The following is a 21431-nucleotide window of genomic DNA, read 5'->3' as shown; positions in this document are numbered from 1 at the left end:
GGCCGAGTATTTGACGACTCTTGGTCACTCTGTCGGGCCGGCCTGGATCTCCCAGGTCCGGGCGGCCCGACGAGGCATCGTGTGCTGGCCATCCTGTTCCGGCAGACGACGGCGGTCGGCGTCGTCGAGGCCGCCTGCGAGCTCCGCGATCCGGCCTCGACAGTGCGTCAGGAGCGGAGACCGGCCATCCAGGCCTCGACCTCGTCCGCCTGCCGCGGCAGTGCGGCCGAGAGGTTCTCGTTGCCGTCCTCGGTGACGAGGATGTCGTCCTCGATGCGCACGCCGATGCCTCGGTATTCCTCCGGCACCGTCAGGTCGTCCTCCTGGAAGTAGAGGCCCGGCTCCACAGTCAGGCACATCCCCGGTTCCAGCACGCCCTCGACATACATCTGGATTCGGGCCGCAGCGCAGTCATGCACGTCAAGGCCGAGCATGTGGCCGGTGCCGTGCATGGTCCAGCGGCGCTGCAGCCCCAGGTCCAGGACTTTCTCCACGTCCATGTCACCGAACAAGCCCCACTTGACGAGATGGGTGGCGAGTACGCGCTGAGCGGCCTGGTGGAAGTCGCGGTACGGAGCACCCGGCTTCACCGCCGCGATGCCGGCCTCCTGGGCCTCGTACACCGCGTCGTAGATCTTGCGCTGCAAGGGCGTGAACCGGCCGTTGATCGGCAAGGTGCGGGTCACGTCCGCGGTGTAGAGGTTGCGGGTCTCCACGCCGGCGTCGAGCAGCAGCAGCTCACCGTCACGGACCGCGCCGTCGTTGCGCACCCAGTGGATGGTGGTCGCGTGAGGCCCGGCGGCGGCGATCGTGCTGTAGCCGACGTCGTTGCCCTCGACCCGGGCGCGCAGGAAGAACGTGCCCTCGATGTACCGCTCCGACGTGGCCCGCGCCTGGTCGAGGGAGCGGACGACGTCCTCGAAGCCACGGGCGGTGGCCTCGCAGGCGAAACGCAGGTCGGCGATTTCGAACTCGTCCTTGATCCGCCGCATTTCGGAGAGGAAGACGCGGAACTCCTCGTCGCGTTCCGCGGTGACCATGTCGGTGAGGGCCTCCTCGATGCCGGCGTCGTAGCCGCGCAGCAGGCGGACCGGGCCGGCGCTCTTCCGGAGCGCGTCGGCGAGCGTGCGGACGTCCCTGCAGGGCAGGCCGAGGAGACGCTCGTTCTCGCTGAGGCTGTTGCGGCGGCCGTCCCACAGTTCGCCGCGGTCGGAGAGCCAGAACTCGCCGTTCTCCCGGTCGGAGCGTGGCAGCAGATAGACGATGGCCTCATGGCCGCCGCTCTCCCGGGGTTCCAGCACCAGTACCCCGTTCTCGGTCTGGTCACCCGTCAGATACGTGTAGTCGGAGGAGGGACGGAACCGGTAGACCGTGTCGTTGGCGCGGACTTTCAGGTTGCCGGCCGGGATCACCAGGCGCTCGCCGACAAAGCGCGCGGACAGTACGGCACGGCGGCGGGCGGTGTGCTCGGCCTGCGGGATCGGCTGCAGGTCGTGCCGCTCGGTGTCGGCCCAGCCCTGCCTCATGTTCTTGGCGAGTTGCTCGCTCACATCCCTGTCCAGGCCGTTCTTCCGCTGCTGTATGGCCTCGCTCGCCTCGTCCTCCGAGGTCTTCGAGACTGGGAGTTCCTGGCCGATCTCCTGACTCTCGAGCGTTCGCTCGGTCACGCCGCCTCCTGAATGTTGTTCACGATCGTCTCTTTCGCATGCGGTCGGCCGCCATCTTATGGGAAAGCACGAATAATACTCCGTCCAGAATATTCGAATCACGTCGAGTGGAGGCATTTTGACCGGTGTCAAGTCTGGCTGTTTCGTGCTGCACCGACTGGATTCCCTCCATTGACACTCTGCGGGTGGCCGACCTAGCATGACGAGCCAACACATAGGTGTGGAACGGGGGTTCGCGCCGCTAACGCACGGCAGTCGGTTTCCTGAACGCGCAGCGGATCACGCTTTTTTCAGCCCGAGAGTTCCGAGATTATTTCGAGTCATCCATTCTGTGCTGACAGGAGAATTGTGTCCGAGGGTGCGTCGCCGTCGAATTCCGGGCTGGGGTCCTATCTGCGATTACTGAGGTCGCCCGGCGCCGGCGCGCTGGCCTTCTGGGGCATGGTCGGCCGGTTCCCGATCGCCATGCGCTCCATCGGCTGTCTGATGCTGATCTCGGCCGTCACCGGATCGTTGGGCGACGCCGGCACGGTGGCGGCGGCGATGCTCATCTCCCAGGGAGTGGCAGCCCCGTTCCTCGGGCGCCTGGCCGACCGGCGCAGCCAGCGCAAGGTGTTGCTCACCACCTGCCTGGGTCATGCGGTCGGCATGACACTGCTGCTGGTATCGATCGGGCTGGAGTTCCCGCTGTGGGCGATGGTCGCCGCGGCTGTGGTCACCGGGTGCACCTCCGTTTCGTTCACCGGCTTCATGCGGGCGCGCTGGGCGGCGTTCGTCGACCAGAGTGCGCTGCGTACCGCATACGCCATGGAGTCCATGCTCGACGACACGATCTTTCTCCTCGGGCCGCTGCTGGTCACCGTGCTGAGCTCGTCGGTGCACCCGGCAGGAGGACTGGTCGCCTGCGTGATGCTGACCGTGACCGGCTCGATCTTCGTGGCGCTGCACCGGCGGTCCGAGCCGGCGAGCGTCCAGAAGCCGGACGAGCGCCCACAGCGGGCGATCACGGTGCCCGGGGTTTGGGTGCTGATGATCACCTACGCCGGCATGGGCTTCCTGTTCGGGGCGGTCGACGTCACGATGATCGCGTTCGCTCAGGAGCGATCGGCGCCCGGTCTGGGCGGTGTGCTGCTGGCGCTGATCGCGGTGGGCAGCTTCGTCGCCGGGGCGGTCTACGGCGCTGTCAACTGGCGTGTGCCGCAGGGCATACTGCTCGCGGTCACTACCTGTGTGCTGACGCTCAGCGCGATTCCCCTGGCCTTCGCGGGCTCCCTTCCCGTGATGGCTGTACTGGCGGTCGTCGCGGGCGTCGCGGTCTCGCCCGCCCTGATAGCGGGCAGCACGCTCCTTGAAGCCGTGGCTCCGAAGGGCGCCCTGTCCGAGGCGTTCTCGTGGCTCAACAGCTGCGGCGCCCTCGGCATCGCGTCGGGCACGGCCGTCGGCGGCCGTCTGGCCGACCTGGGCACTTCCGCGCACGCCGCATGGGCTGGGGTCGCCGGCGGACTCGTCGCCTTGGTGCTGAGCCTCGTCGGACAGCCGGTGCTGCGGAGGGGGGAGTCTGCTGCGCAGCCCACTCCGGAAATGGCAACAGCAGAACAGTGAGTGAAGAACGAGGACAGAGTTGTGAATACGGCGCATTCTGTGTCCGGGCGGGACAGCATCGGAGGCCTACCGGTTCCCCGTATCTCGTTCGACGAGTTCCTGGCCTTCGGGCGGGAAGCCCTTATTCGGGCCGACGTCCCGGTGGTCATCAACCTGCCGAAGGGTACCCAGGGCCTGGGCCGCGACGGCGTGGCCGAGCGCCTCGGCGACATGAGGGTCACTCTGTTCACCGAGCCGGGCGACAAGCAGAATCCAGAGCGGTGGACCACCAGGGAGATCAGGCTCCGCGAGTTCTTTGAGGACGACCGGTACATGAACGACCCGCGAACGTGGAACCGCATCGTCTCGAACTTCCGCAACAGCCCGGCCGACGTCAACGCGATCCTCGGCTTCGACGCCGGGAAGCTCTTCGACTACCGCGGCCCCATGAACGCCGCCAACCTGTGGATCAGCCACAAGGGCGTGTTCACCCAGAGCCACTTCGACGAGCTGGAGAACTTCAACATCTGCCTGGAGGGCAGCAAGCGGTTCGTCCTGGCTCCTCCCGGTTTCTGGGAGTACTACCCGAGGTCGCTCAGGCGCGGGTTCGGCGACAAGTCGCAGGTCTTCGACTTCGACGACGTGGACTGGGCGCGCTATCCGAAGCTCGCCGCCAAGCTCGCCCAGCGGCGCGAACTGGTCCTGAAGCCCGGCGAGATGCTCTATCTGCCGCTCGGCTGGTGGCACCAGGCCGAGTCGCTGGACGACATGAACATCAACATGAACTTCTGGCTGCGCGACCCGAAGATATTCCGCCGCCCGTACGTGCTCGGCGTGGCGATCTACACCGCGGTTTACCGGAAGCTCAGGGGCGTCTACAACTACGAACCGGCGGATACCACGTCATGACCGAGCGCCAGACCATCACCCCCACCCACCGGTACCGCAACAACGACAAGCTGATCGGTATCGGCAACGAGTTCTGGGACATGTCGGAGCGCCACGGCCTAGCCGGGATCGTGGCCGACTTCGACGCCGAGACGGGCGTCCTGCGCGCCACCGAAGGCCATGAGTTCATCCCCGCGGGCCACGAGTTCGTCAATTTCAGCTGCTGCTCGTACCTGGACCTCGACTCCCACCCCAAGGTGATCGAGGGTGCCGTCGACGCACTGCGCCGCTACGGCGTGCTCGACCACTGCATCGCCCGCAGCCGGGTCCAGATCCCCGCCATGCAGGAGCTGGAGACCTCGCTCGGCGAGCTGTTCGGCGCCCAGGTCGTCTGCTCCATCGCCGCCAGCACCGCGACCTTCGGCCTGCTTCCGCTGATCGCCTCCGGCCATCTGGGCAACGGCACCCGGCCGTTGATGATCTTCGACAAGAACGCCCATGTATCGATGGCCAACGTCAAGCCGGTCTGCGCCGACGAGACCGAGGTCGTCACCTCCCGCCACCACGACCTCGACTTCATCGAGGACATGTGCAAGAAATACGCCCAGGTCGCCTACGTCTGCGATGGCAGCGACAGCCTGGGAGGCTACGCGCCGGTGAAGGAGCTCGCAGAGCTCCAGGACAGGTACGGCTTGCTGGTCTACTACGACGACTCGCACTCGCTGTCGGCGTACGGCGAGCGAGGGATCGGCTACGTCCGTACGCACAACCCGGCCCAGGACGAGCGCACCATCACGGTGGTCACCCTCAACAAGGCGTTCGGCACCAGCGGTGCGGCGATCGTGCTCGACGGGCAGTCCAAGGAGACGCTGCGCATCATCGAGCGTTTCGGCGGCGCCCTGAACTACTCCCAGCTCCTGGACACCGCCTCGGTGGGCGCCGGCCTCGCCTCGGCGGAGATCCACCGGACCGACGAACTGACCACGCTGCAGAACCGCCTCTACCGCAACATCGAGCTCTTCGACTCGCTGATCCACACCGACCAGGGCGGCAGCACCTTCCCGATCCGGCTGGTGCCGATGAGCGACGCGACCGTGATCGAGGCGGGCCGTCTCGTCATCGAGGCAGGGTTCTACGTCTCCCCGGTTTTCTTCCCGATCGTCGCGCGCGGTACGGCGGGCCTGCGGGTCATGATGCGCGCGGGCCAGACCGAGCAGCAGATCCGCGACCTGGGCAAGGTGCTGGTCGAGGCGGGCGCCCGCCCGGCTGGCCCGCTCGCGGCCGAGGCGGTCCGGTGACGGGCGCGGCCCGGGCCACCCCCCGCAGCATCCTGTACACGTCGGCGCTCTCCCTCGACCAGGTCGTCAAGGCCTGGTCGTACGACGCGGACCTCCATGTGATCGACCTGGAGGACTCGGTCCCGCCGCAGCAGAAGGCGGCAGCGCGGAATGTGTGCCGGGCAGCTCTGGAGAAGGCCCCCGAGCCGGCGAACGTCGCTGTGCGCGTCAACGAGCTGGGCACCATTGAAGCGGTCCACGACCTGCTGATGCTCGCCGAGTGCCCGGTCAAGCCCGGCTTCGTCGTGATGACCATGGTCGACGTCGCGGCCGAGGTCACCCTGATGCGCGACACCCTCGCCTCGGCGGGCGTGCATCCGCAGATCTACGTGACCGTGGAGACGACCTGGGCCGTCGCCGGCGTCGACGCGATCGCGGAGGCCGCCGACGGCCTGGTGCTCGGCTCGGCCGACCTGGCCGCCACCATGGGCGTCGAGATCACCTGGGCGAACATGCTCCCGGCGCGGCAGGCGATGGCCATGGCCTGCGCCCGCTACGGCACGGCCTGCATCGACACAGCCAACTTCCGGCTCGGCGAGCCCGTGGTGCTGGCCGAGGAGATCGCCCGCGTCCACGAGCTGGGCTTCCAGGGCAAGGTGACCGTGCACCCGGCCGAACTGGACGCGATCAACCGCGCCCTGCGGCCAGATCCGGAAGAGCTGCGCCGGGCCCGGCGCATCACCGAGGCCGTGCAGGCGGCCGACGGCGGGGTCGCGCTCCTGGACGGGAGCATGGTCGGCCCGCCGTTCGCCCGCATGGCCCGTACGACGGTGGCGCTCGGGGACGCGTGGGCACAGCGGTTCGGGTGCCGCGCCAAAGGCGCGTGGAGCAACGGAGAGGAGGCAGCCCGTGACCGTCGTTGACGACACCACCGGCGTCACGCCCGGGACCGTACGCCCTGTCTCCGTCGCCGTCATCGGCACCGGGGCCATCGGCCAGGACCTGGTCAGCAAGGCGCACCGCTCCGAAGTTCTGGAGTGCGCCCTGGTGGCCGGACGCAACCCCGACTCCGCCGGCCTCCGGTACGCCGCCGGGCTCGGCTACCCGACGTCGTCGGACGGGATCGACGCGATCCTCGCCGCGCCGCGGGCATTCGATGTCGTTTTCGACGCCACCAACGCCATGGCGCACGCCGAACACTGGCGGCTGCTCGAACCACTGGGCACGCTGCTGATCGACATGACGCCCAGCAAGATCGGGCAGATGGTGGTGCCGACCGTCACCGGCATGCAGGGGTCGGCGGTGCGCAACATCAACCTGATCAGCTGCGGCGGGCAGGCGTCGGTGCCGATCGCGCACGCGCTCGCGAACCGGTTCGACGTGGAGTACATCGAGGTCGTCTCAACCGTGGCCTCCACCATCGCGGGCCGCGCGACCCGGCTGAACCTCGACGAGTACGTGGCCACGACCCAGCACGCCGTCACCGCGTTCTCCGGTGTGCGCGACACCAAGGCGGTCCTCAACATCAGCCCTGCCGTCCCCCCGGCGCCCTTCCGGACGGCCGTGCACGCGGTCGCCCCGGGAGCCGACGCCGAGGCGGTGCGCGCCGTCGTCGCCGCAGCGGCCGAGCAGGTCCGGGCCGTCCAGCCCTGCTACGAGGTCGTCGCCTGCACGGTGAGCGGCGACCGGATCACCGTCTCCCTGGAGGTCATGGCGGACAGCGAAGTGCTTCCGCCGTACGCCGGGAACCTGGACATCATCAACTCGGCGGCCATCATGGTCGCCGAGCAGCACGCTGCCCGGCTCTCCTCGGCAGCCCGGACGGGGGCGGGCCGATGAGCTCCGTGACGATCCACGACCCGACGCTGCGCGACGGCCAGCACGCGGTACGGCACCAGCTCGGCGCCGCCGCGCTGCGCGGGTACGCGGAAGCCGCCGACGCCGCGGGGATCCCGGTGGTGGAGGTGGGCCACGGCAACGGCCTGGGCGCCTCCTCGCTCCAGGTCGGGCGGGCCGCCGTCAGCGACGACGAGATGCTGTCGACCGTGCGGGAGGCGTTGACCACCACCAGGATGGGCGTCTTCATGCTGCCCGGCTGGGGCACCTCCGCCGATCTGCGCAGGGCGGTCGCGCACGGCGCCGACGTCCTCCGTATCGGCGTGCACTGCACCGAGACGTCGCTGGCCGAGCGCCACCTCGAATTCCTGCGGGCCGAGGGCGCCGAGGCGCACTGCGTGCTGATGATGAGCCATATGGCGACGCCCGCCGAGCTGGCCGAGCATGCGGCGAAGGCCGTGGGGTACGGGGCGCAGGCGGTCGGCATCATGGACTCCGCCGGCCATTTCCTGCCCGAGGACGTCACCGAGCGGATCGGCGCGATCGTCGGGGCCGTCGAGGTGCCCGTGATCTTCCACGGGCACAACAACCTCGGCATGGCCGTCGCCAACTCGGTTGCCGCCGCCGGGGCGGGCGCCACGATCATCGACGGCTGCGCACGCGGCTTCGGTGCCGGGGCGGGCAACACCCAGCTGGAGGTGCTCGTTCCGGTCCTGGAACGCACCGGGTTCCGCACCGGAATCGACCTGTACGCGCTGCTCGACGCCGCCGAGTTCGCGGAGCGGGAACTCATGCCCGCACCACCGGTCATCGGCTCGCTGAGCATCGTCAGCGGTCTGGCCGGGGTCTTCTCGGGGTTCAAACATCAGGTGCTCGACCACGCCGGGCGCGCCGGGGTCGATCCGCGCGACGTGTTCTTCGAGCTCGGCAGGCGTCAGGCCATCGCCGGGCAGGAGGACTTGATCGTCGACGTCGTCGCGGAGCTGAGCGCCTGTGAGGACGGCAGGGGCGCATGGCGGGACCGTTGATGATCAACGCCGGGGACATGGCGGGCGAGGAGCGTCTGCTCCGGGTGATCGACGCGCTGGCCGACGCGTTCGCCGATCTCTCGGCGGGCAGGACGTCCTCGCCGTCGCGGACCGTCGTCCAGCACGGCCCGCAGCGGGAGCTGCTGGCAGGGACGGCGGTCTGGGAGAGGCGCGGGGTGGGGAGCGTCAAGATCACCACGCTCACTCCGGACAATCCCGACCGCGGCCTCCCGCTGATCCACGGCGTGGTGGTGCTGACGGACCTGGAGACCGGGCGGGTCACGGCGCTGCTGGAGGGCGCCGAGCTGACCGCCGTCCGCACGGGCGCGGTCGCGGCTCTCGCGACCCGCCTGTGCGCCCCGAAGGACGCCGAGGACCTGGCCCTCATCGGTGCCGGGGTGCAGGCGCGGGCGCTGGTACGGGCGGTGTCGGCGGTCCGCCCGGTCCGCTCGGTGCGGGTGTTCTCCCGCACCCGTGCCCGTACGGAGAGGTTCGCCCAGTGGGTACGGGACACGTCGGGCCCCGCGGTGCAGGTCACGGTGTGCGATATGGCCCGGGACGCCGTGCTGGACGCCCAGATCGTCTGCACGACGACCTCGACCAGCGACCGCACGCCCCTGGTGGCGGCCGACTGGGTGGCCCCTGGGGCACACGTCAACGTGATCGGCGGCACCCACGAGGACGCGGTCGAGGTCGAACCGGCGCTGCTCGCGGACGCGTTCGTCGTCGTGGAGGAGCGGTCCGCAGCGGTCGAGGAGGCCGCCGAGGTACGGGCCGCGCTCGCCGCAGGACTGATCGGCGAGCATCAGCTGGTCGAACTGGGCGCGCTGGTGGACGGGTTGGCCGCGGGGGACGGCCGTACCTCGGTGTTCCGCAGCGTCGGCATGGCTGTCGAGGACACGGCCGCCGCTGCGGCGCTCTACGAGGCTTCGTGCGGCTGAGGGGCCTCGTGCCGCGTCTCGCGGCAGCGGACCATGAAGGAGCGCTCGAACACGATGACCGTTTCCCCGGTCGACTTCCTGCCCGTCGTCTCCACCGTGATGATCCCCTGTCCCGGGCGGGACCTGGACAGCCGCTTGTGGAGGATCCGGCTCTCGGCGTACAGCGTGTCGCCGACGTACACCGGGTCCTTCAGGCGGACCTTGTCCCAGCCCAGGTTGGCCACCGCCCGTGCGGAGAGGGCCTGCACGGTCATGCCGCCGATCAGGCAGAGGGTGATCCCGCTGTTGACGAGGACCCTCCCGTACTCGGCGCCCTCGCCGTAGGCGCGGTCGAAGTGCAGCGGGTGCTGGTTCATGGTGAGCAGGGTCAGCCAGGTGTTGTCGGTCTCGGTGATGGTCCGGCCCGGCCAGTGCCGGATCAGCATCCCGGGCTCGAAGTCCTCGTAGTCCCCGCCGTGCTCTTCCACGTACTCGTTGTCCCGGATGCGGCGCAGCGTCATGCGTCGATCTCCCTTGTGCGATACGGCGGTTGCCGGGCGGTGCGACTGTACGCTATCCACATCGCGGATGAGCGCCGGTCTGACCTGGGCACATGCCATCCGTACCGGGGTCGGTGTCCCGAGCGGACCGGAAGGGTCGGGGGGAAGGCGCATGAGCGCGCTCGTGGAGGTCGGTACGCAGGCGCCGTCGGGCCACCCGTGGTTCGGCGACCACCGCATCGCCCCGCCAGCCGTGCCCCCGGCCACGATCCGCCGGATGCTGGACCACGAGATACGGGACACCGGCTGGCCGTACCAGCGGCTGCTGCCCGCAGCGCCCATCGCGCTGCCGCGCGCGTCGTACGCGGAGCTGTTCCGGGTGACCGCCGCGCTGCTCGACCTGGTGCGCCGCACCGCGCTGGAGACGGCGGCCACCACGGAGGGCCGGCTGGCGGCGTACCGCATGCCGGAGAGCGAGCACCAGCTCTTCATGGCCGACCAGTTCGTCGAGGAGCGGTACGCGGACTGCGTGACCCGCCCGGACATCGTGATCGGCCCGAACGGCCCGCAGTTCCTGGAGTTCAACGTCAGCGGGGCGCTCGGCGGCCCGGTGGAGGTGCGTTCCCGCCTGGCGGTCTGGCGCGACCTGTACGCCGACGACCAGGGCCGGGTGCCGTTCGGCAGCCAGGACCCCTTCGCCGTACGCACCGAGATGTTCCGCGACCTGTGCGCGGAGTTGGGCGTGGCGCCCCGCGTGGCGGTGCTGGGCAGCGCCCGCGACCAGGGCGGCTCGACCCGGTACTTCGACATGCAGACCGAGTACTTCACCAGCCGGGGCCTGACCGCGCGCTTCTTCGAGCCTGAGGACCTCCACGAGGCCTGGGACTGCCCGCCGCACCTGCGCTACCTGGTGGGGCTGAGGGACTTCACCATCCCGGACTGGCTCGAACTGGGCATCGACACCGCGCCCGTACAGGACGCCCTGGACCACGGCTGCCTGCTCGTGGGCACCCAGACGTCCACCTTCCTGTCCAGCAAGCTCACCATGGGGCTCCTGTCGGAGGGCCGCCCGTGGATGAGCGCCGCCGAGCAGGCCCTGGTCGACCGGTACCTCCCGTGGACGCGGGTGCTGTCCCACCGCTTCACGCACCGAGGCGACCGCAAGGTCGACCTCGTCCGGTACGCCGTGGACAACCGCGAGTCGCTGGTGCTCAAGGCGAGCATCGGGATGAGCGGCAAGCAGGTCGCCATCGGCCGCGAGACGGACCCGGCGGAGTGGGAGACGGCGGTGACCACCGCCGCCGAGGCGGGCACCAGCATCGTCCAGGACTTCGTGTCCCCGCGCACCTGCCGTCTGTCCGTGGCCGCCGACGGCGCGGACGAACTCCACGACGCCGACATCGCACCGGTCCTCGGCCCGCTCCTCTTCGGCGGCCGTCCAGCTGGCATGCTCGCCCGCTTCTTCGGCGATGGCACGGCCGGCATCGTCACCGTCCACGGCACCCACAGCTCCGACAACTGCGTGGTCGCCGTCTGAGACTTCTGACTGGTTGTGATCGGCTGATCCTGGCCCAATGCGCGTACGCCGCTGCGGTCCGGGAGGGGGGCGCGTCAGCCTGATCCCCGGACGCGGATGTCCAGCAGGAGTTTGGTGTGATGGTACGCGTCCCGGCGGTCGGGTGCTTCGGCGAGGCAGCTGACCAGGGTGATGGGAAACGATCTACATAAGCGCGGGAAATGATCTCCGCAGACACCCGCATAGGTCCTGACCAGCGAGTTCCGTCGGTGCCCCAGGAGAACGCCCCGTCCGAGCGGACCCTGTCCAGCCTGACCGCGCAGTACACGGAACGCTGGGAGGCTCGCTCGTCCGTCCGCACCCGCCCTCGCAAGACCATCGACTTCGCCCAGAGCGGCTTCTTCTTCCCCGAGGACAAGCAGCCCTTACTGCTCGCCAAGGAGGTGCGGGACCTCGGTCAGTCCGCGAAGGACGACGTCCTCGTGCAGTCCTTCTACAAGTACCTGCACGACATCGTGAACCTGGAGATCAAGGAGATCGTCTCGGCCTGCTCCAAACTCCTGCACGGGGACCTGCCCGTGGCGTTCACCGAGGAGACCAGGCTCAACACCTACTCGGTCATGATCGACGAGTACTACCACGTGTACATCGCCCAGGACATGATCCTTCAACTGCGGCAGCGCTACCCGCACCTGAGCGACATCGACTACGCGCTCCCGGACTCCCGGCGCGCGGTCGGCGAGATCCGCGCCAAGCTGGACCCCCGCTACCACGACGTCTTCGAGATACTCGCCAACTGCTGCTTCGAGACGACCCTCGTGCGCGAACTCGTCGAGTTCTTCAACAGCCCCGGCGTCCACCCCTCCATCAAGTACTACGTCAATGACCACATGAACGACGAGTCCCGCCACTACGCGTTCTTCTTCGACCTGATGACCTACCTGTGGCGGGAGATCCCCGACGACTACCGCGAGGCCATCGGCACCCACCTGGCGGAGTTCGTCACCCTATACCTGTCCGTGGAGTCGGAGAAGCAGTTCAACGTCGAACTGCTCGCCACCCTCATCGGTGACCGGGAACAGGCCCGCACCTCCGTGGAATCGCTCTACGCCGGATTCGAGATCACCCCCGACGTGCCCATCGTCAAGAACGTGCTGCGGGCCCTCGGCAACGCCGGAATGCTCGCCCACCCGGCCGTGCGCGACAGCTTCGCCCGCATCGGCTGGACGGTCTGACACCCCCGCCCCGACCCCCCGACCCCCGGAGACACGATCATGGCATCCACCGTTTCCCACCACACCAGCACCAGAATCACGGACGCGGCCTCGACCGAGCGGATCGCGGCGGACATCGAACGCCGGCTGCGCGCCGCGGGCCGGCTCGTCCTGCCCTTGGAGGAGACCCTCAAACTCCTCCACCAGCTCCAGCGTTTCGAGCTGGGCCGCTTCCTGCTGCACAACCGCGGCCTCAACGGCTACTGGACGTCGTACATCTTCCGCAACCGGCCCGAGCAGCCCGTCACCCCGCTGGAACACTGGCTGCTCAACAACTCCCTGCTCTGCCAGGCCCGCGAGCGCTACCACCGCTTCAGGGCACTGATCGCCGAGCACATCACCGACGGCGCAACCCTCGCGTCCGTCCCCTGCGGCGTCATGGACGACCTCCTCGAACAGGACTACCGGAACGTGACCGGCGTCCGGCTGGTCGGCGTCGACCTCGACACCGAGTCCCTGCGCTACGCCGAGGAGAACGCCCGGCGCCACGGCCTCGCCGCATGCGCCTCCTTCCGCCACGAGGACGCGTGGAACCTCGGTGCAGAGGCGGAGCTCGACCTACTCGTCAGCAACGGTCTGAACATGTACGAGTCCGACCCGGCGCGGCTGACGGACCTGTACCGCTCCTTCTACAAGGCGCTGCGGCCCGGCGGCCGACTGCTGATCAGCTTCCTGACCCCGCCGCCCCCGCCGCCGTGGGAGGCCCCCGAGCACGCCGCCGCCTGGACGAAGTACCGCATTGGCGAGGACGATCTGCGCCGCGAGCTGTCCATCATGGGCGACATCGTCCAGGCGACCTACCTCAACTTCTCGAGCGAGAGCGACGTGCGATCCCAGCTGGAAGCGGCCGGCTTCACCGTGCAGGCAGTCCGCTACAACGCCGGCGGCGTCCTGCCCATCGCCATCGCGGTCAAGTAGTCCACCACCGGGGGAGGACCGGGCCCGGGCGCCACCCCGGACCCTGGTTCCCTCCCGGCCGCCGCAGCCCCTCACCGAACCATTCCCCGGAGCCCTGCTTCCCGTGATCACCGCCACCGACCTCGAACTCCGCGTCGGCGCCCGCGTCCTGCTCCAGCCGTCGTCCTTCCGCATCGCCAAGGGCGATCGCGTCGGCCTCGTCGGCCGCAACGGCGCGGGCAAGACCACCCTGACCAGATGCCTGGCCGGCGAAGGGCCATCGGCCGACGGCACCGTCACCCGCTCCGGGGCGGTCGGTTACCTGCCGCAGGACCCGCGCACCGGGGACCCGGACGTCCTGGCCCTGGACCGGATCATGTCCGCCCGCGGTCTGGACACCGTGATGCGGGCCATGCGCGACTGTCAGCACCGTTTCGCGGACGGACCCGACACCGTCCGGGAGAAGGCGCTGCGCGCCTATGAGCAGCTGGAGAGCGAGTTCCTCGCCAAAGGCGGGTACGCCGCCGAGGCCGAGGCGGCCACTATCGCCGCCAGCCTCGGCCTGCCCGACCGGATTCTGGACCAGCCGCTGCGCACTCTGTCCGGCGGCCAGCGTCGGCGTGTCGAACTGGCCCGCATTCTCTTCTCCGACGCCGACGTGCTGCTGCTGGACGAGCCCACCAACCACCTCGACGCCGACTCCGTCCTGTGGCTGCGCGAATTCCTCAAGCGCTACCAGGGCGGTTTCGTCATCATTTCGCACGATCTTGACCTCATCGAGACGGTGGTCAACAAGGTGTTCCACCTGGACGCCAATCGGTGCGCTCTGGACGTCTACAACATGGGCTGGGCGCGGTACCAGGCCCAGCGCAGCGCCGACGAGCGCCGACGCAGGAGGGAACGCAGCAACGCCGAGCGAAAGGCGGCCGCCCTGACCTACCAGGCCAACCGGCTGCGCGCGGGGACCAAGGCGGTCGCCGCGCAGAACATGGCCCGGCGTGCGGAGCGCCTGCTGGCCAGCCTGGAGGAGGAGCGGCGCGCCGACAAGGTGGCGAAACTTCGCTTCCCCGAACCGGCAGCCTGCGGCAGGACGCCCCTGACCGCGGAGGGCCTGTCCAAGGCGTACGGCTCGCTGGAGGTCTTCGCTGGCGTCGACCTGGCCATCGACAAGGGATCGCGCGTGGTGATCCTCGGCCTCAACGGTGCCGGGAAGACCACCCTGCTCCGCCTCCTGGCCGGCGTGGAGAAGCCCGACACCGGCCAGGTGATCAAGGGCCACGGTCTGAAGCTCGGCTATTACGCGCAGGAGCACGAGAACCTTGACCCGGACGGCACCGTACTGGAGAACATGCGTGCGTCTGCACCCGGCCTGGACCTGGTGCAACTCCGCAAGGTCCTTGGCTCGTTCCTGTTCTCCGGCGACGACGTCGACAAGCCGGCCAGGGTGCTCTCCGGCGGCGAGAAGACCCGTCTCGCGCTGGCCACCCTGGTCGTCTCCTCGGCTAATGTGCTGCTGCTCGACGAGCCGACCAACAACCTCGACCCGGCCAGCCGTGAAGAGATCCTCGGTGCGCTGCGCACCTATCAGGGCTCCGTCGTCCTCGTCACACACGACGAGGGCGCCGTTGAGGCACTTCAGCCGGAGCGCATCATCCTGCTGCCCGACGGTGTGGAGGACATGTGGAACGATACGTATACCGATCTCGTGTCACTGGCCTGACAGACCGTAGTCTCTGTGCGTGACACTGCGAGGCGGCAAGGGCGCTCCTGCCGCGACAGGGCCAGTCGTGCAGAGTCCTTCTTCAAAGCCGGTCTTGTCCACGATGAGCACCGCGTCGTTGGTGCCGGGGTGGTCGCCGGTGGGGGTGCATCAGCTTCCACTGCGGCTTCCCTGGATCCGGCCCTGCGCGTCACGGGGTCTGATTTCTGGTCACGTGTGGGAGGAAGGGCGGCGGGTGCTGGCCGGCTGGCACCAGGAGGGCGGCGGTTCGACCTGGGGCGGGCACTGGAGCCGTGGCAGTCCCGGTACGCGACCGTCCTATACGTCGTGGACACCGCCGGCTTGCCGATGACCCCGCAGGCTCACCCGACATCAGCTGGTGTTCGTCGACCGGTTGGTCGCCACGTTGATCCACCTGCGGCACGATCTCCCACTTATCGCTGATCGAGCCGTTCTGCCGAAGCCAGGTCCGAGGAAGGCCGAGGGCAGACCGCGGGTGCCGGACCGCCAGACCCTGTGCGCAATCCTCTTCTTTCCCCCCACACCGGCATCCAGTGGAGTACCTGTCCCAAGAACTGACACCCACACCGAAGCCGTCCAGGAAATCATCGAGGCGAAGCGGGAACACCGCGAGCTGCCAGCGGCGCCGGAGCCGGCCGAGCCGGACCGCGTCGTGGACCTGATGGCCGCCCTGCAGGAGTCCGTACAGAAGGCCAAAGCCTCCCGTGGTGAGGACGCCGAGGTCCACGACCTGCCGAAGGCCAAGAAGGCCGCGAAGAAGACGACTGCGCAGAAGCAGCCGGCCGCCCGCACGAGGTCGGTCGCGAAGATATCCAGCCGCAAGCCGCGCCGCAGCGCGTAAGGCCTCGCTTCGGGGCGCGGGGCGGAAGGATGGTTGTGGCTCTGCGTCCCGCGATCCCCCGAGCAGGGACGCAAGCCGCTCCAGACCAACCGCCGCCCTGCGATGGACCCTGGGGAACAAGCGGGGACCGGGCGTGGTCGGGGGCTCGTGGTGGTGAAGGGGACAGTGTCCCCCGGGCCTCACCCCTTGCCTGCGGGGACGATCGGTTGAAGCCCCGCAGCGACTTTCGCCGCGTAGGTAACCGCTCTTCACGACCACACATACTGATCAGCCCCGCCCGCGTTCCCACCATGCGGGGCTGACTGCTGTACGGGTCCGTCGGCGCCCTCTCAGAGGTCGTTTTCTCCCTTGAGGTACGCTTTGACCTGGGCTTTCTGACGGTGGGTCGTCGTTTCGGCGGTGCTGGTGGGAGCGAGGTGACGGATGCGCTGGACGGTGTGACGGCTGGGACGGATTGCGGCTTGCGCCTGTCTCATCCCAAGACGCCGGTCCGCGTGCTTCCGCCACCGGCGGTGCACGCCTGGGCGCACGCCCCTGGCTGGCGGTATGTCCAGGTCATGGCCGAACGTCGCCCGTATCCGAGTGATCTGTCCGATGCCCGCTGGGAGTTGATCGAACCGGTGCTGTCCGCCTGGCGGGCCGAGCGGCGCCGACATGCACTGAACATCGGACGCCCGCCCGAGCACGATCTGCGCGAGATCATGAACGCGGTCCTCTACGTGGACCGCACCGGCGTGCAGTGGCGCTACCTCCCGCACGACCTCCCGCCCTGGGAGACCGTGTACGGCTACTTCGCCAAGTGGCAGCGCGATGGCGTGTTCGCCCAGCTCACCGGCGTGCTGCGCAGACTGTTACGACAGAAGCAAGGCAAAGACGCGGAGCCCTCCGCCTGCGTGATCGACGCGCAAAGCGTAAAGACCTCAACCAGCGTCCCAGCCGCCGGGCAGGGCACCGACGCGGCGAAAAAGATCGTGGGCCGCAAGCGGAGCATCGTCACCGACACCCTCGGACTGCTGCTTGCGGTGCTGGTCACCGCCGCGAGCGTGCAGGACTCCATCGCCGGCACTCACCTGATCGACCAGGTGGCCGCAGCCCACCCCTCGGTCCGCAAGGTGTGGGTCGACGGCGGGTACCGCCAGCACCTCGTCGAGCACGCCGCCCGCCTTGGTATCAACATGGAAATCGTCCAACGCGCCCCCGGCATCAAGGGGTTCACGCCGCTGCCCAAGCGCTGGACCGTGGAGCGGACCTACGGCTGGCTGATGCTCCACCGCCGCCTGGCCCGCGACTACGAAACCCTCCCAGCCCGCTCCGAAGCCATGATCCAGCTGGCCATGACCGATCTGATGGCCCGCCGCCTCACCGACGAAGCCCCCATCTCCTGGCGCGACCCGACACCACAGGATCAAACACCCATTCCGGGATGAAACATCGGGAGAAAACGACCTCTCAGAGCATGGCGAGGCTGGGATTGTGCAGAAGAGCGGCGGTGTCGGCGAGCAGTCGGGAGCCCTGTTGGCCGTCCACGAGGCGATGGTCGAAGGAGAGGGCCAGCTGAGTGACCCACCGGGGCTCGATCCTCTCCGCCCCCGAATCGTCGGTCACGACCCACGGTGTTCGTCGGATGACGCCCATGGCGAGGATGGCCGCCTCACCGGGATTGAGGATGGGAGTTCCGGTATCGACCCCGAATACCCCGACGTTCGTGAGTGTGATGCTTCCCCCCGCCATCGCCTGAGGTGAGGTCTTCCCTGCCCGAGCCGTGCTGGTGAGCGATGTGATGGCTTCAGCCAGTTCGCTCAGGGACAACCGGTCGGCACGCTTGATGTTGGGGACGATGAGACCTCGTTCCGTGGCTGCGGCAATGCCCAGGTTGACGTCATGTTTCAGCACGATCTCCTGTGCCTCCTCGTCCCAACTCGCATTTGCCTCGGGCGTGTTGCGCACTGCGAGGACGAGGGCGCGCGCCACGAAGAGCAGCGGTGTGACGCGTAGCTCCGTGAATTCACGGCGGGCCGAGACCGTGTCGCGGAGTGCCATGGTGGCCGTCATGTCGACGGTCATGAACTCGGTGACATGTGGGGCCGTGAACGCGGAGGCCACCATCGCAGCGGCGGTGTGCTTACGTACGCCGCGGATGGGGATGCGGGTTTCGGCAGGGGGCTCCGAGTGCTGCAGCGCGGGCGGTGTCGCCGCGGGAGCACAGGCCGCCTCGGCGGCCCGGTGGACGTCCTCGCGGGTGACGGTGCCGCCTGGTCCGGTGGGCGGGACGGTGGTGATGTCGACACCCAGATCCTTCGCCAGCTTGCGGACGGGCGGCTTGGCACCGGTGCTCGGTGTGGGCGACGGTGCCGCGGGCGTCCGCACGGTGGTCACGGGCGAGAGGGCCGGAGTACGACGGCGCCGGGTTCTGCTCCCTTCCTGCGGCCCGTACCCCACAAGCAGGGCTGCTCGGTCGGGAGCCGCTGTCGCCGACGCCGGAACTGCCTCCGCCTCCGGGGCCGCGTCGCCGGCCTCACTGAGGACGGTGATGAGCGGATGTCCCACGGGGACGGTCTCGCCTTCCTGCACGTGCAGAATCTTGACGACGCCCTCGTAAGGAGAGGGCAGTTCGACGGCGGCTTTCGCCGTTTCGATCTCCACGATGATCTGGTTGATCTCGACGGTGTCACCGACCTGCACGGACCAGTTGAGAATCTCCGCTTCGGTGAGGCCCTCGCCGACATCCGGGAGCAGGAACTGTTGCTGTTTCGACACGGTGACCGGCTCCTTCTCTAGTAACTCATGCTGCGGTCGACGGCATCGAGAACCCGGTCGGCTCCAGGAAGCCAGTCGCTCTCGAGACGGCTCGGCGGGTACGGGGTGTCGTATCCGGTGACCCGCAGAACGGGGGCTTCGAGGAAGTAGAACTCCTCATGCTGAAGTCTCGCGGCCAGTTCGGCCCCGAAGCCGTGCGACAGGGACGCCTCGTGGGCCACCACGGCCCGGCCCGTGCGGTGGACGGATTCCCGCACGGTGTCCATGTCCAGCGGCGACAGGCTTCGCAGGTCGATGACCTCGATGCTGCGTCCTTCCTCGGCGGCGATGTCTGCCGCTTCCAGGGCTACGGGGACCAGCGGGCCGTAGCTGATGAGCGTGACATCGGTGCCAAGGCGCAGGACACGCGCGCGGGCGAGTGGTGGCGGGGTGGTGGCCACCGTCACCTCTCCCTTGCGCCAGTAGTGTCGCTTCGGTTCGAGGAACACCACGGGATCGTCGTCGTTCACAGCCTGGATGATCATGTGATACGCGTCCTGGGGCGTCGCACAGGTGACCACCTTCAGCCCCGCGGTATGAGCGAAGTAGGTCTCTGGCGATTCCGAATGATGCTCGATCGACCCGATGCCTCCCCCGTACGGAATACGGATGACTACCGGCAACGACAGCAGGCCACCAGACCTATGACGCAGCTTCGCGAGCTGGCTGACGATCTGGTTGACGGCCGGGTAGACGAAGCCGTCGAACTGGATCTCGCACACGGGGCGGTACCCGCGCATGGCAAGACCGATGGCAGCGCCGACGATGCCCGCTTCGCCGAGCGGTGTGTCGACGACTCTCAGACTCCCGAAGTCCTTCTGCAGGCCGTCGGTGACGCGGAAGACACCACCCAGCCGACCGATGTCCTCACCCATCAGCAGCACCTTGGGGTCGTCCATGAGTGTCTTGCGCAGGCCGTCGTTGAGGGCCTTGACCATGGAGATGTTCACTGCGCGACCCCGTTCTCCTCGCCGCCAGCGATGAACTGGATGTGGTCGGCGAGCTGTCGGCGGAGCTCGGTGGGCATGTCGGCATAGGTGTGCTCGAAGGGAGAAGCCTGGTCGGGCACGGGCAGCGCTCGACAGCCGACTCTCAGGCGCTCGGCGAGTTCCTGCTCGCGGCGTTCGATGTCGGCGAAGTATTTCTCATCGGCCGCGCCGGTCGCCGTGAGGTGCAGGCGTACACGTTTCAGTGGGTCTTTGGCCACCCATTCCTCGGTTCCGGAGGAAGGGCGGTACCTGCTCGCGTCGTCTGCGGTGGTATGGGCGTTGATCCGGTAGGTCAGGGCCTCGATCAGGGTCGGACCGCTTCCGGACCTGGCCCTGTTTAGCGCCTGACGGGTTGCCGCGAAGCACGCGAGTACATCGTTGCCATCCACACGTATCCCTGGAAAGCCGAAGCCGGCCGCGCGCTGCGCCACGGGCACCCTGCTCTGCACGCTGTAGGGAGCGGAGATCGCCCACTGGTTGTTCTGACAGAAGAACACCACAGGCAGGTTCTGGGCTGCGGCCCAGATGAACGCCTCATTGGTTTCACCCTCGCTCAAGGCTCCGTCGCCGAAGAAGGCGAGAACGGCGGTGTCACGGGTGGCGTCTCCCGTGCCGATGGCGTCGTCACGGACGAGTCCCATGGCGTAGCCGACCGCGTGCAGGGCCTGAGCGCCGATGACCAGGGTGTAGAGACTGAAGCGGCGCTCACGGGGATCCCAGCCACCGAGCGTCGTCCCGCGGAACAGGCCGAGGAGCGACACGGGGTCGAGTCCGCGGCACCAAGCAACACCGTGTTCGCGGTACGAGGGAAATACCATGTCCTGATCGCCCAGCGCGTATGCGGCGCCGACCTGGGCCGCCTCCTGGCCGCGAAGTGAAGGCCACAGCCCCAGCTCGCCCTGCCGTTGCAGCGCGATCGCTTCGGAATCCAGCCGGCGTACGAGCGCCATGTCGCGGTAGAACGCGGCCAGGTCGACGTTCCCGGACATGTCGAGTCCGTCATCGGTGTGCAGCACACCGTCCGGTGCGAGGAGTCGGATCGGTCTGCTCAGGCCCCTGACTTCGGAGAAGTTCGGGGATGGCCTTCGTGACATTGCTGCTCCTCAAGTCGGGTGCGCCTGCTGGGACGCTGTAGGAGGCTGGAAGGCGAGTTGCTATCGGGCTCAACGCGGCATCATGCGGAGAGCTCCGTCGGGGCGGATTAGACGGCCGCTAGGCATGGGACCGCCTATGGCGTGGACGAGCAGGTCGCCGAACTCTCGGGTGCTCCCAGCGTGGAGGCCCCATGGGGCGGACAGGGTCTCAGTGAGGCGACGTCACCCTTGGCGGCCGCGTAAGTGGCCCGTCCCCGATCTTGCCGTTGGTACGCGGCGAGGGAGGAGTGGGGATGACGACGCCGCGCCGTCCCTTGTGCGGCTCGTTGTCCGCCGTCCCTGCCGCAGCTGTACCCGGAAACGCTGAAGGTGCCCACCAGGTTGCTGTTCACCACACGGCGGAACCGCACGAGCGGAAGCCTGCCGTGCCTGATCAAGTTCCGCCCAAGCGTAGCCACTTCGGCGTAGCTGACGGTGACGCTCACCGCTCCCAGTCCTGTTACCTCGTCCATGGCCGACCGAACCGTGAAGGCGTCCGTGACGTCAGCGGATGTGAAGTGGGCTCGCTCAACCAGTCGGGCCACGG

General features: G+C 68.4%; 18 protein-coding genes. 13 read left to right on the top strand and 5 right to left on the bottom strand.

The window, feature by feature from the left end:
* Positions 1-167: 167 nt before the first annotated feature.
* Positions 168-1637, bottom strand: coding sequence for an aminopeptidase P family protein (locus ACZ44S_RS33615; RefSeq protein WP_466936140.1), 1470 nt, complete (start codon positions 1635-1637; stop codon positions 168-170).
* Positions 1638-2132: 495 nt separating this feature from the next.
* Here ACZ44S_RS33615 and ACZ44S_RS33610 point away from each other — a divergent pair, with 495 nt between their 5' ends.
* Genes ACZ44S_RS33610 through ACZ44S_RS33580 form a run of 7 tightly spaced genes read left to right on the top strand, consistent with a single transcriptional unit; the run spans position 2133 to position 9218 of the window.
* Positions 2133-3269: an MFS transporter gene (locus ACZ44S_RS33610; RefSeq protein ID WP_466936064.1), complete on the top strand. Its 1137-nt coding sequence runs from the start codon at positions 2133-2135 to the stop codon at positions 3267-3269.
* Between the two features lie 39 nt (positions 3270-3308).
* Positions 3309-4157, top strand: a complete 849-nt coding sequence (locus ACZ44S_RS33605) for a cupin-like domain-containing protein (protein ID WP_466936061.1) — start codon at positions 3309-3311, stop codon at positions 4155-4157.
* Positions 4154-5434 (top strand): 8-amino-7-oxononanoate synthase family protein, encoded by a 1281-nt coding sequence (locus ACZ44S_RS33600; protein ID WP_466936058.1) that lies wholly within the window; start codon positions 4154-4156, stop codon positions 5432-5434. The genes ACZ44S_RS33605 and ACZ44S_RS33600 overlap by 4 nt, the downstream gene beginning before the upstream one ends.
* Positions 5431-6336, top strand: a complete 906-nt coding sequence (locus ACZ44S_RS33595) for an HpcH/HpaI aldolase/citrate lyase family protein (protein WP_466936055.1) — start codon at positions 5431-5433, stop codon at positions 6334-6336. The genes ACZ44S_RS33600 and ACZ44S_RS33595 overlap by 4 nt, the downstream gene beginning before the upstream one ends.
* On the top strand, positions 6323-7252 hold the full coding sequence (locus ACZ44S_RS33590) for an acetaldehyde dehydrogenase (acetylating) (RefSeq protein WP_466936052.1): 930 nt from the start codon (positions 6323-6325) through the stop codon (positions 7250-7252). Before ACZ44S_RS33595 ends, ACZ44S_RS33590 begins: the two co-directional genes overlap by 14 nt.
* Positions 7249-8277: a 4-hydroxy-2-oxovalerate aldolase gene (gene dmpG, locus ACZ44S_RS33585; protein WP_466936049.1), complete on the top strand. Its 1029-nt coding sequence runs from the start codon at positions 7249-7251 to the stop codon at positions 8275-8277. The genes ACZ44S_RS33590 and dmpG overlap by 4 nt, the downstream gene beginning before the upstream one ends.
* Positions 8262-9218, top strand: a complete 957-nt coding sequence (locus ACZ44S_RS33580) for an ornithine cyclodeaminase family protein (RefSeq protein ID WP_466936046.1) — start codon at positions 8262-8264, stop codon at positions 9216-9218. Before dmpG ends, ACZ44S_RS33580 begins: the two co-directional genes overlap by 16 nt.
* Here ACZ44S_RS33580 and ACZ44S_RS33575 read toward each other — a convergent pair.
* Positions 9197-9718 (bottom strand): MaoC family dehydratase, encoded by a 522-nt coding sequence (locus ACZ44S_RS33575; protein ID WP_466936043.1) that lies wholly within the window; start codon positions 9716-9718, stop codon positions 9197-9199. The genes ACZ44S_RS33580 and ACZ44S_RS33575 overlap by 22 nt on opposite strands.
* A gap of 151 nt (positions 9719-9869) precedes the next feature.
* Between ACZ44S_RS33575 and ACZ44S_RS33570 the strand changes: the two genes are divergently transcribed.
* The 6 genes from ACZ44S_RS33570 (at position 9870) to ACZ44S_RS33545 (ending at position 17393) form a co-directional block, all read left to right on the top strand.
* Positions 9870-11234 carry a hypothetical protein gene (locus ACZ44S_RS33570; RefSeq protein WP_466936040.1) on the top strand — a complete coding sequence of 455 codons (1365 nt, stop codon included), beginning with the start codon at positions 9870-9872 and terminating at the stop codon, positions 11232-11234.
* Positions 11235-11434: 200 nt separating this feature from the next.
* Positions 11435-12448 (top strand): diiron oxygenase, encoded by a 1014-nt coding sequence (locus ACZ44S_RS33565; RefSeq protein ID WP_466936037.1) that lies wholly within the window; start codon positions 11435-11437, stop codon positions 12446-12448.
* A 39-nt stretch (positions 12449-12487) separates the two neighbouring features.
* A complete protein-coding gene (locus ACZ44S_RS33560; RefSeq protein WP_466936035.1) occupies positions 12488-13405 on the top strand; it encodes an SAM-dependent methyltransferase in 918 nt (305 codons plus the stop codon).
* A gap of 103 nt (positions 13406-13508) precedes the next feature.
* The gene (locus tag ACZ44S_RS33555) at positions 13509-15104 is read left to right on the top strand and encodes an ABC-F family ATP-binding cassette domain-containing protein (protein ID WP_466936032.1); all 1596 of its coding nucleotides are present in this window, start codon (positions 13509-13511) and stop codon (positions 15102-15104) included.
* 379 nt (positions 15105-15483) lie between these two features.
* Positions 15484-15966, top strand: coding sequence for a hypothetical protein (locus tag ACZ44S_RS33550; RefSeq protein WP_466936029.1), 483 nt, complete (start codon positions 15484-15486; stop codon positions 15964-15966).
* 557 nt (positions 15967-16523) lie between these two features.
* A complete protein-coding gene (locus tag ACZ44S_RS33545; protein WP_466936137.1) occupies positions 16524-17393 on the top strand; it encodes an IS5 family transposase in 870 nt (289 codons plus the stop codon).
* A 22-nt stretch (positions 17394-17415) separates the two neighbouring features.
* Here the strand turns inward: ACZ44S_RS33545 and ACZ44S_RS33540 are convergent, their stop codons facing one another.
* Genes ACZ44S_RS33540 through ACZ44S_RS33530 form a run of 3 tightly spaced genes read right to left on the bottom strand, consistent with a single transcriptional unit; the run spans position 17416 to position 20845 of the window.
* Complete coding sequence (locus tag ACZ44S_RS33540) at positions 17416-18723, bottom strand: dihydrolipoamide acetyltransferase family protein (RefSeq protein WP_466936026.1); 1308 nt, start codon at positions 18721-18723, stop codon at positions 17416-17418.
* A 17-nt stretch (positions 18724-18740) separates the two neighbouring features.
* On the bottom strand, positions 18741-19700 hold the full coding sequence (locus ACZ44S_RS33535; protein WP_466936134.1) for an alpha-ketoacid dehydrogenase subunit beta: 960 nt from the start codon (positions 19698-19700) through the stop codon (positions 18741-18743).
* Positions 19701-19708: 8 nt separating this feature from the next.
* The gene (locus ACZ44S_RS33530) at positions 19709-20845 is read right to left on the bottom strand and encodes a thiamine pyrophosphate-dependent dehydrogenase E1 component subunit alpha (RefSeq protein ID WP_466936023.1); all 1137 of its coding nucleotides are present in this window, start codon (positions 20843-20845) and stop codon (positions 19709-19711) included.
* Positions 20846-21431 lie beyond the last annotated feature (586 nt).

Source organism: Streptomyces malachitofuscus (assembly GCF_055571035.1).
Note: the sequence above shows the minus strand (reverse complement) of the source record. Positions and strands in the feature narration are given on the sequence as shown.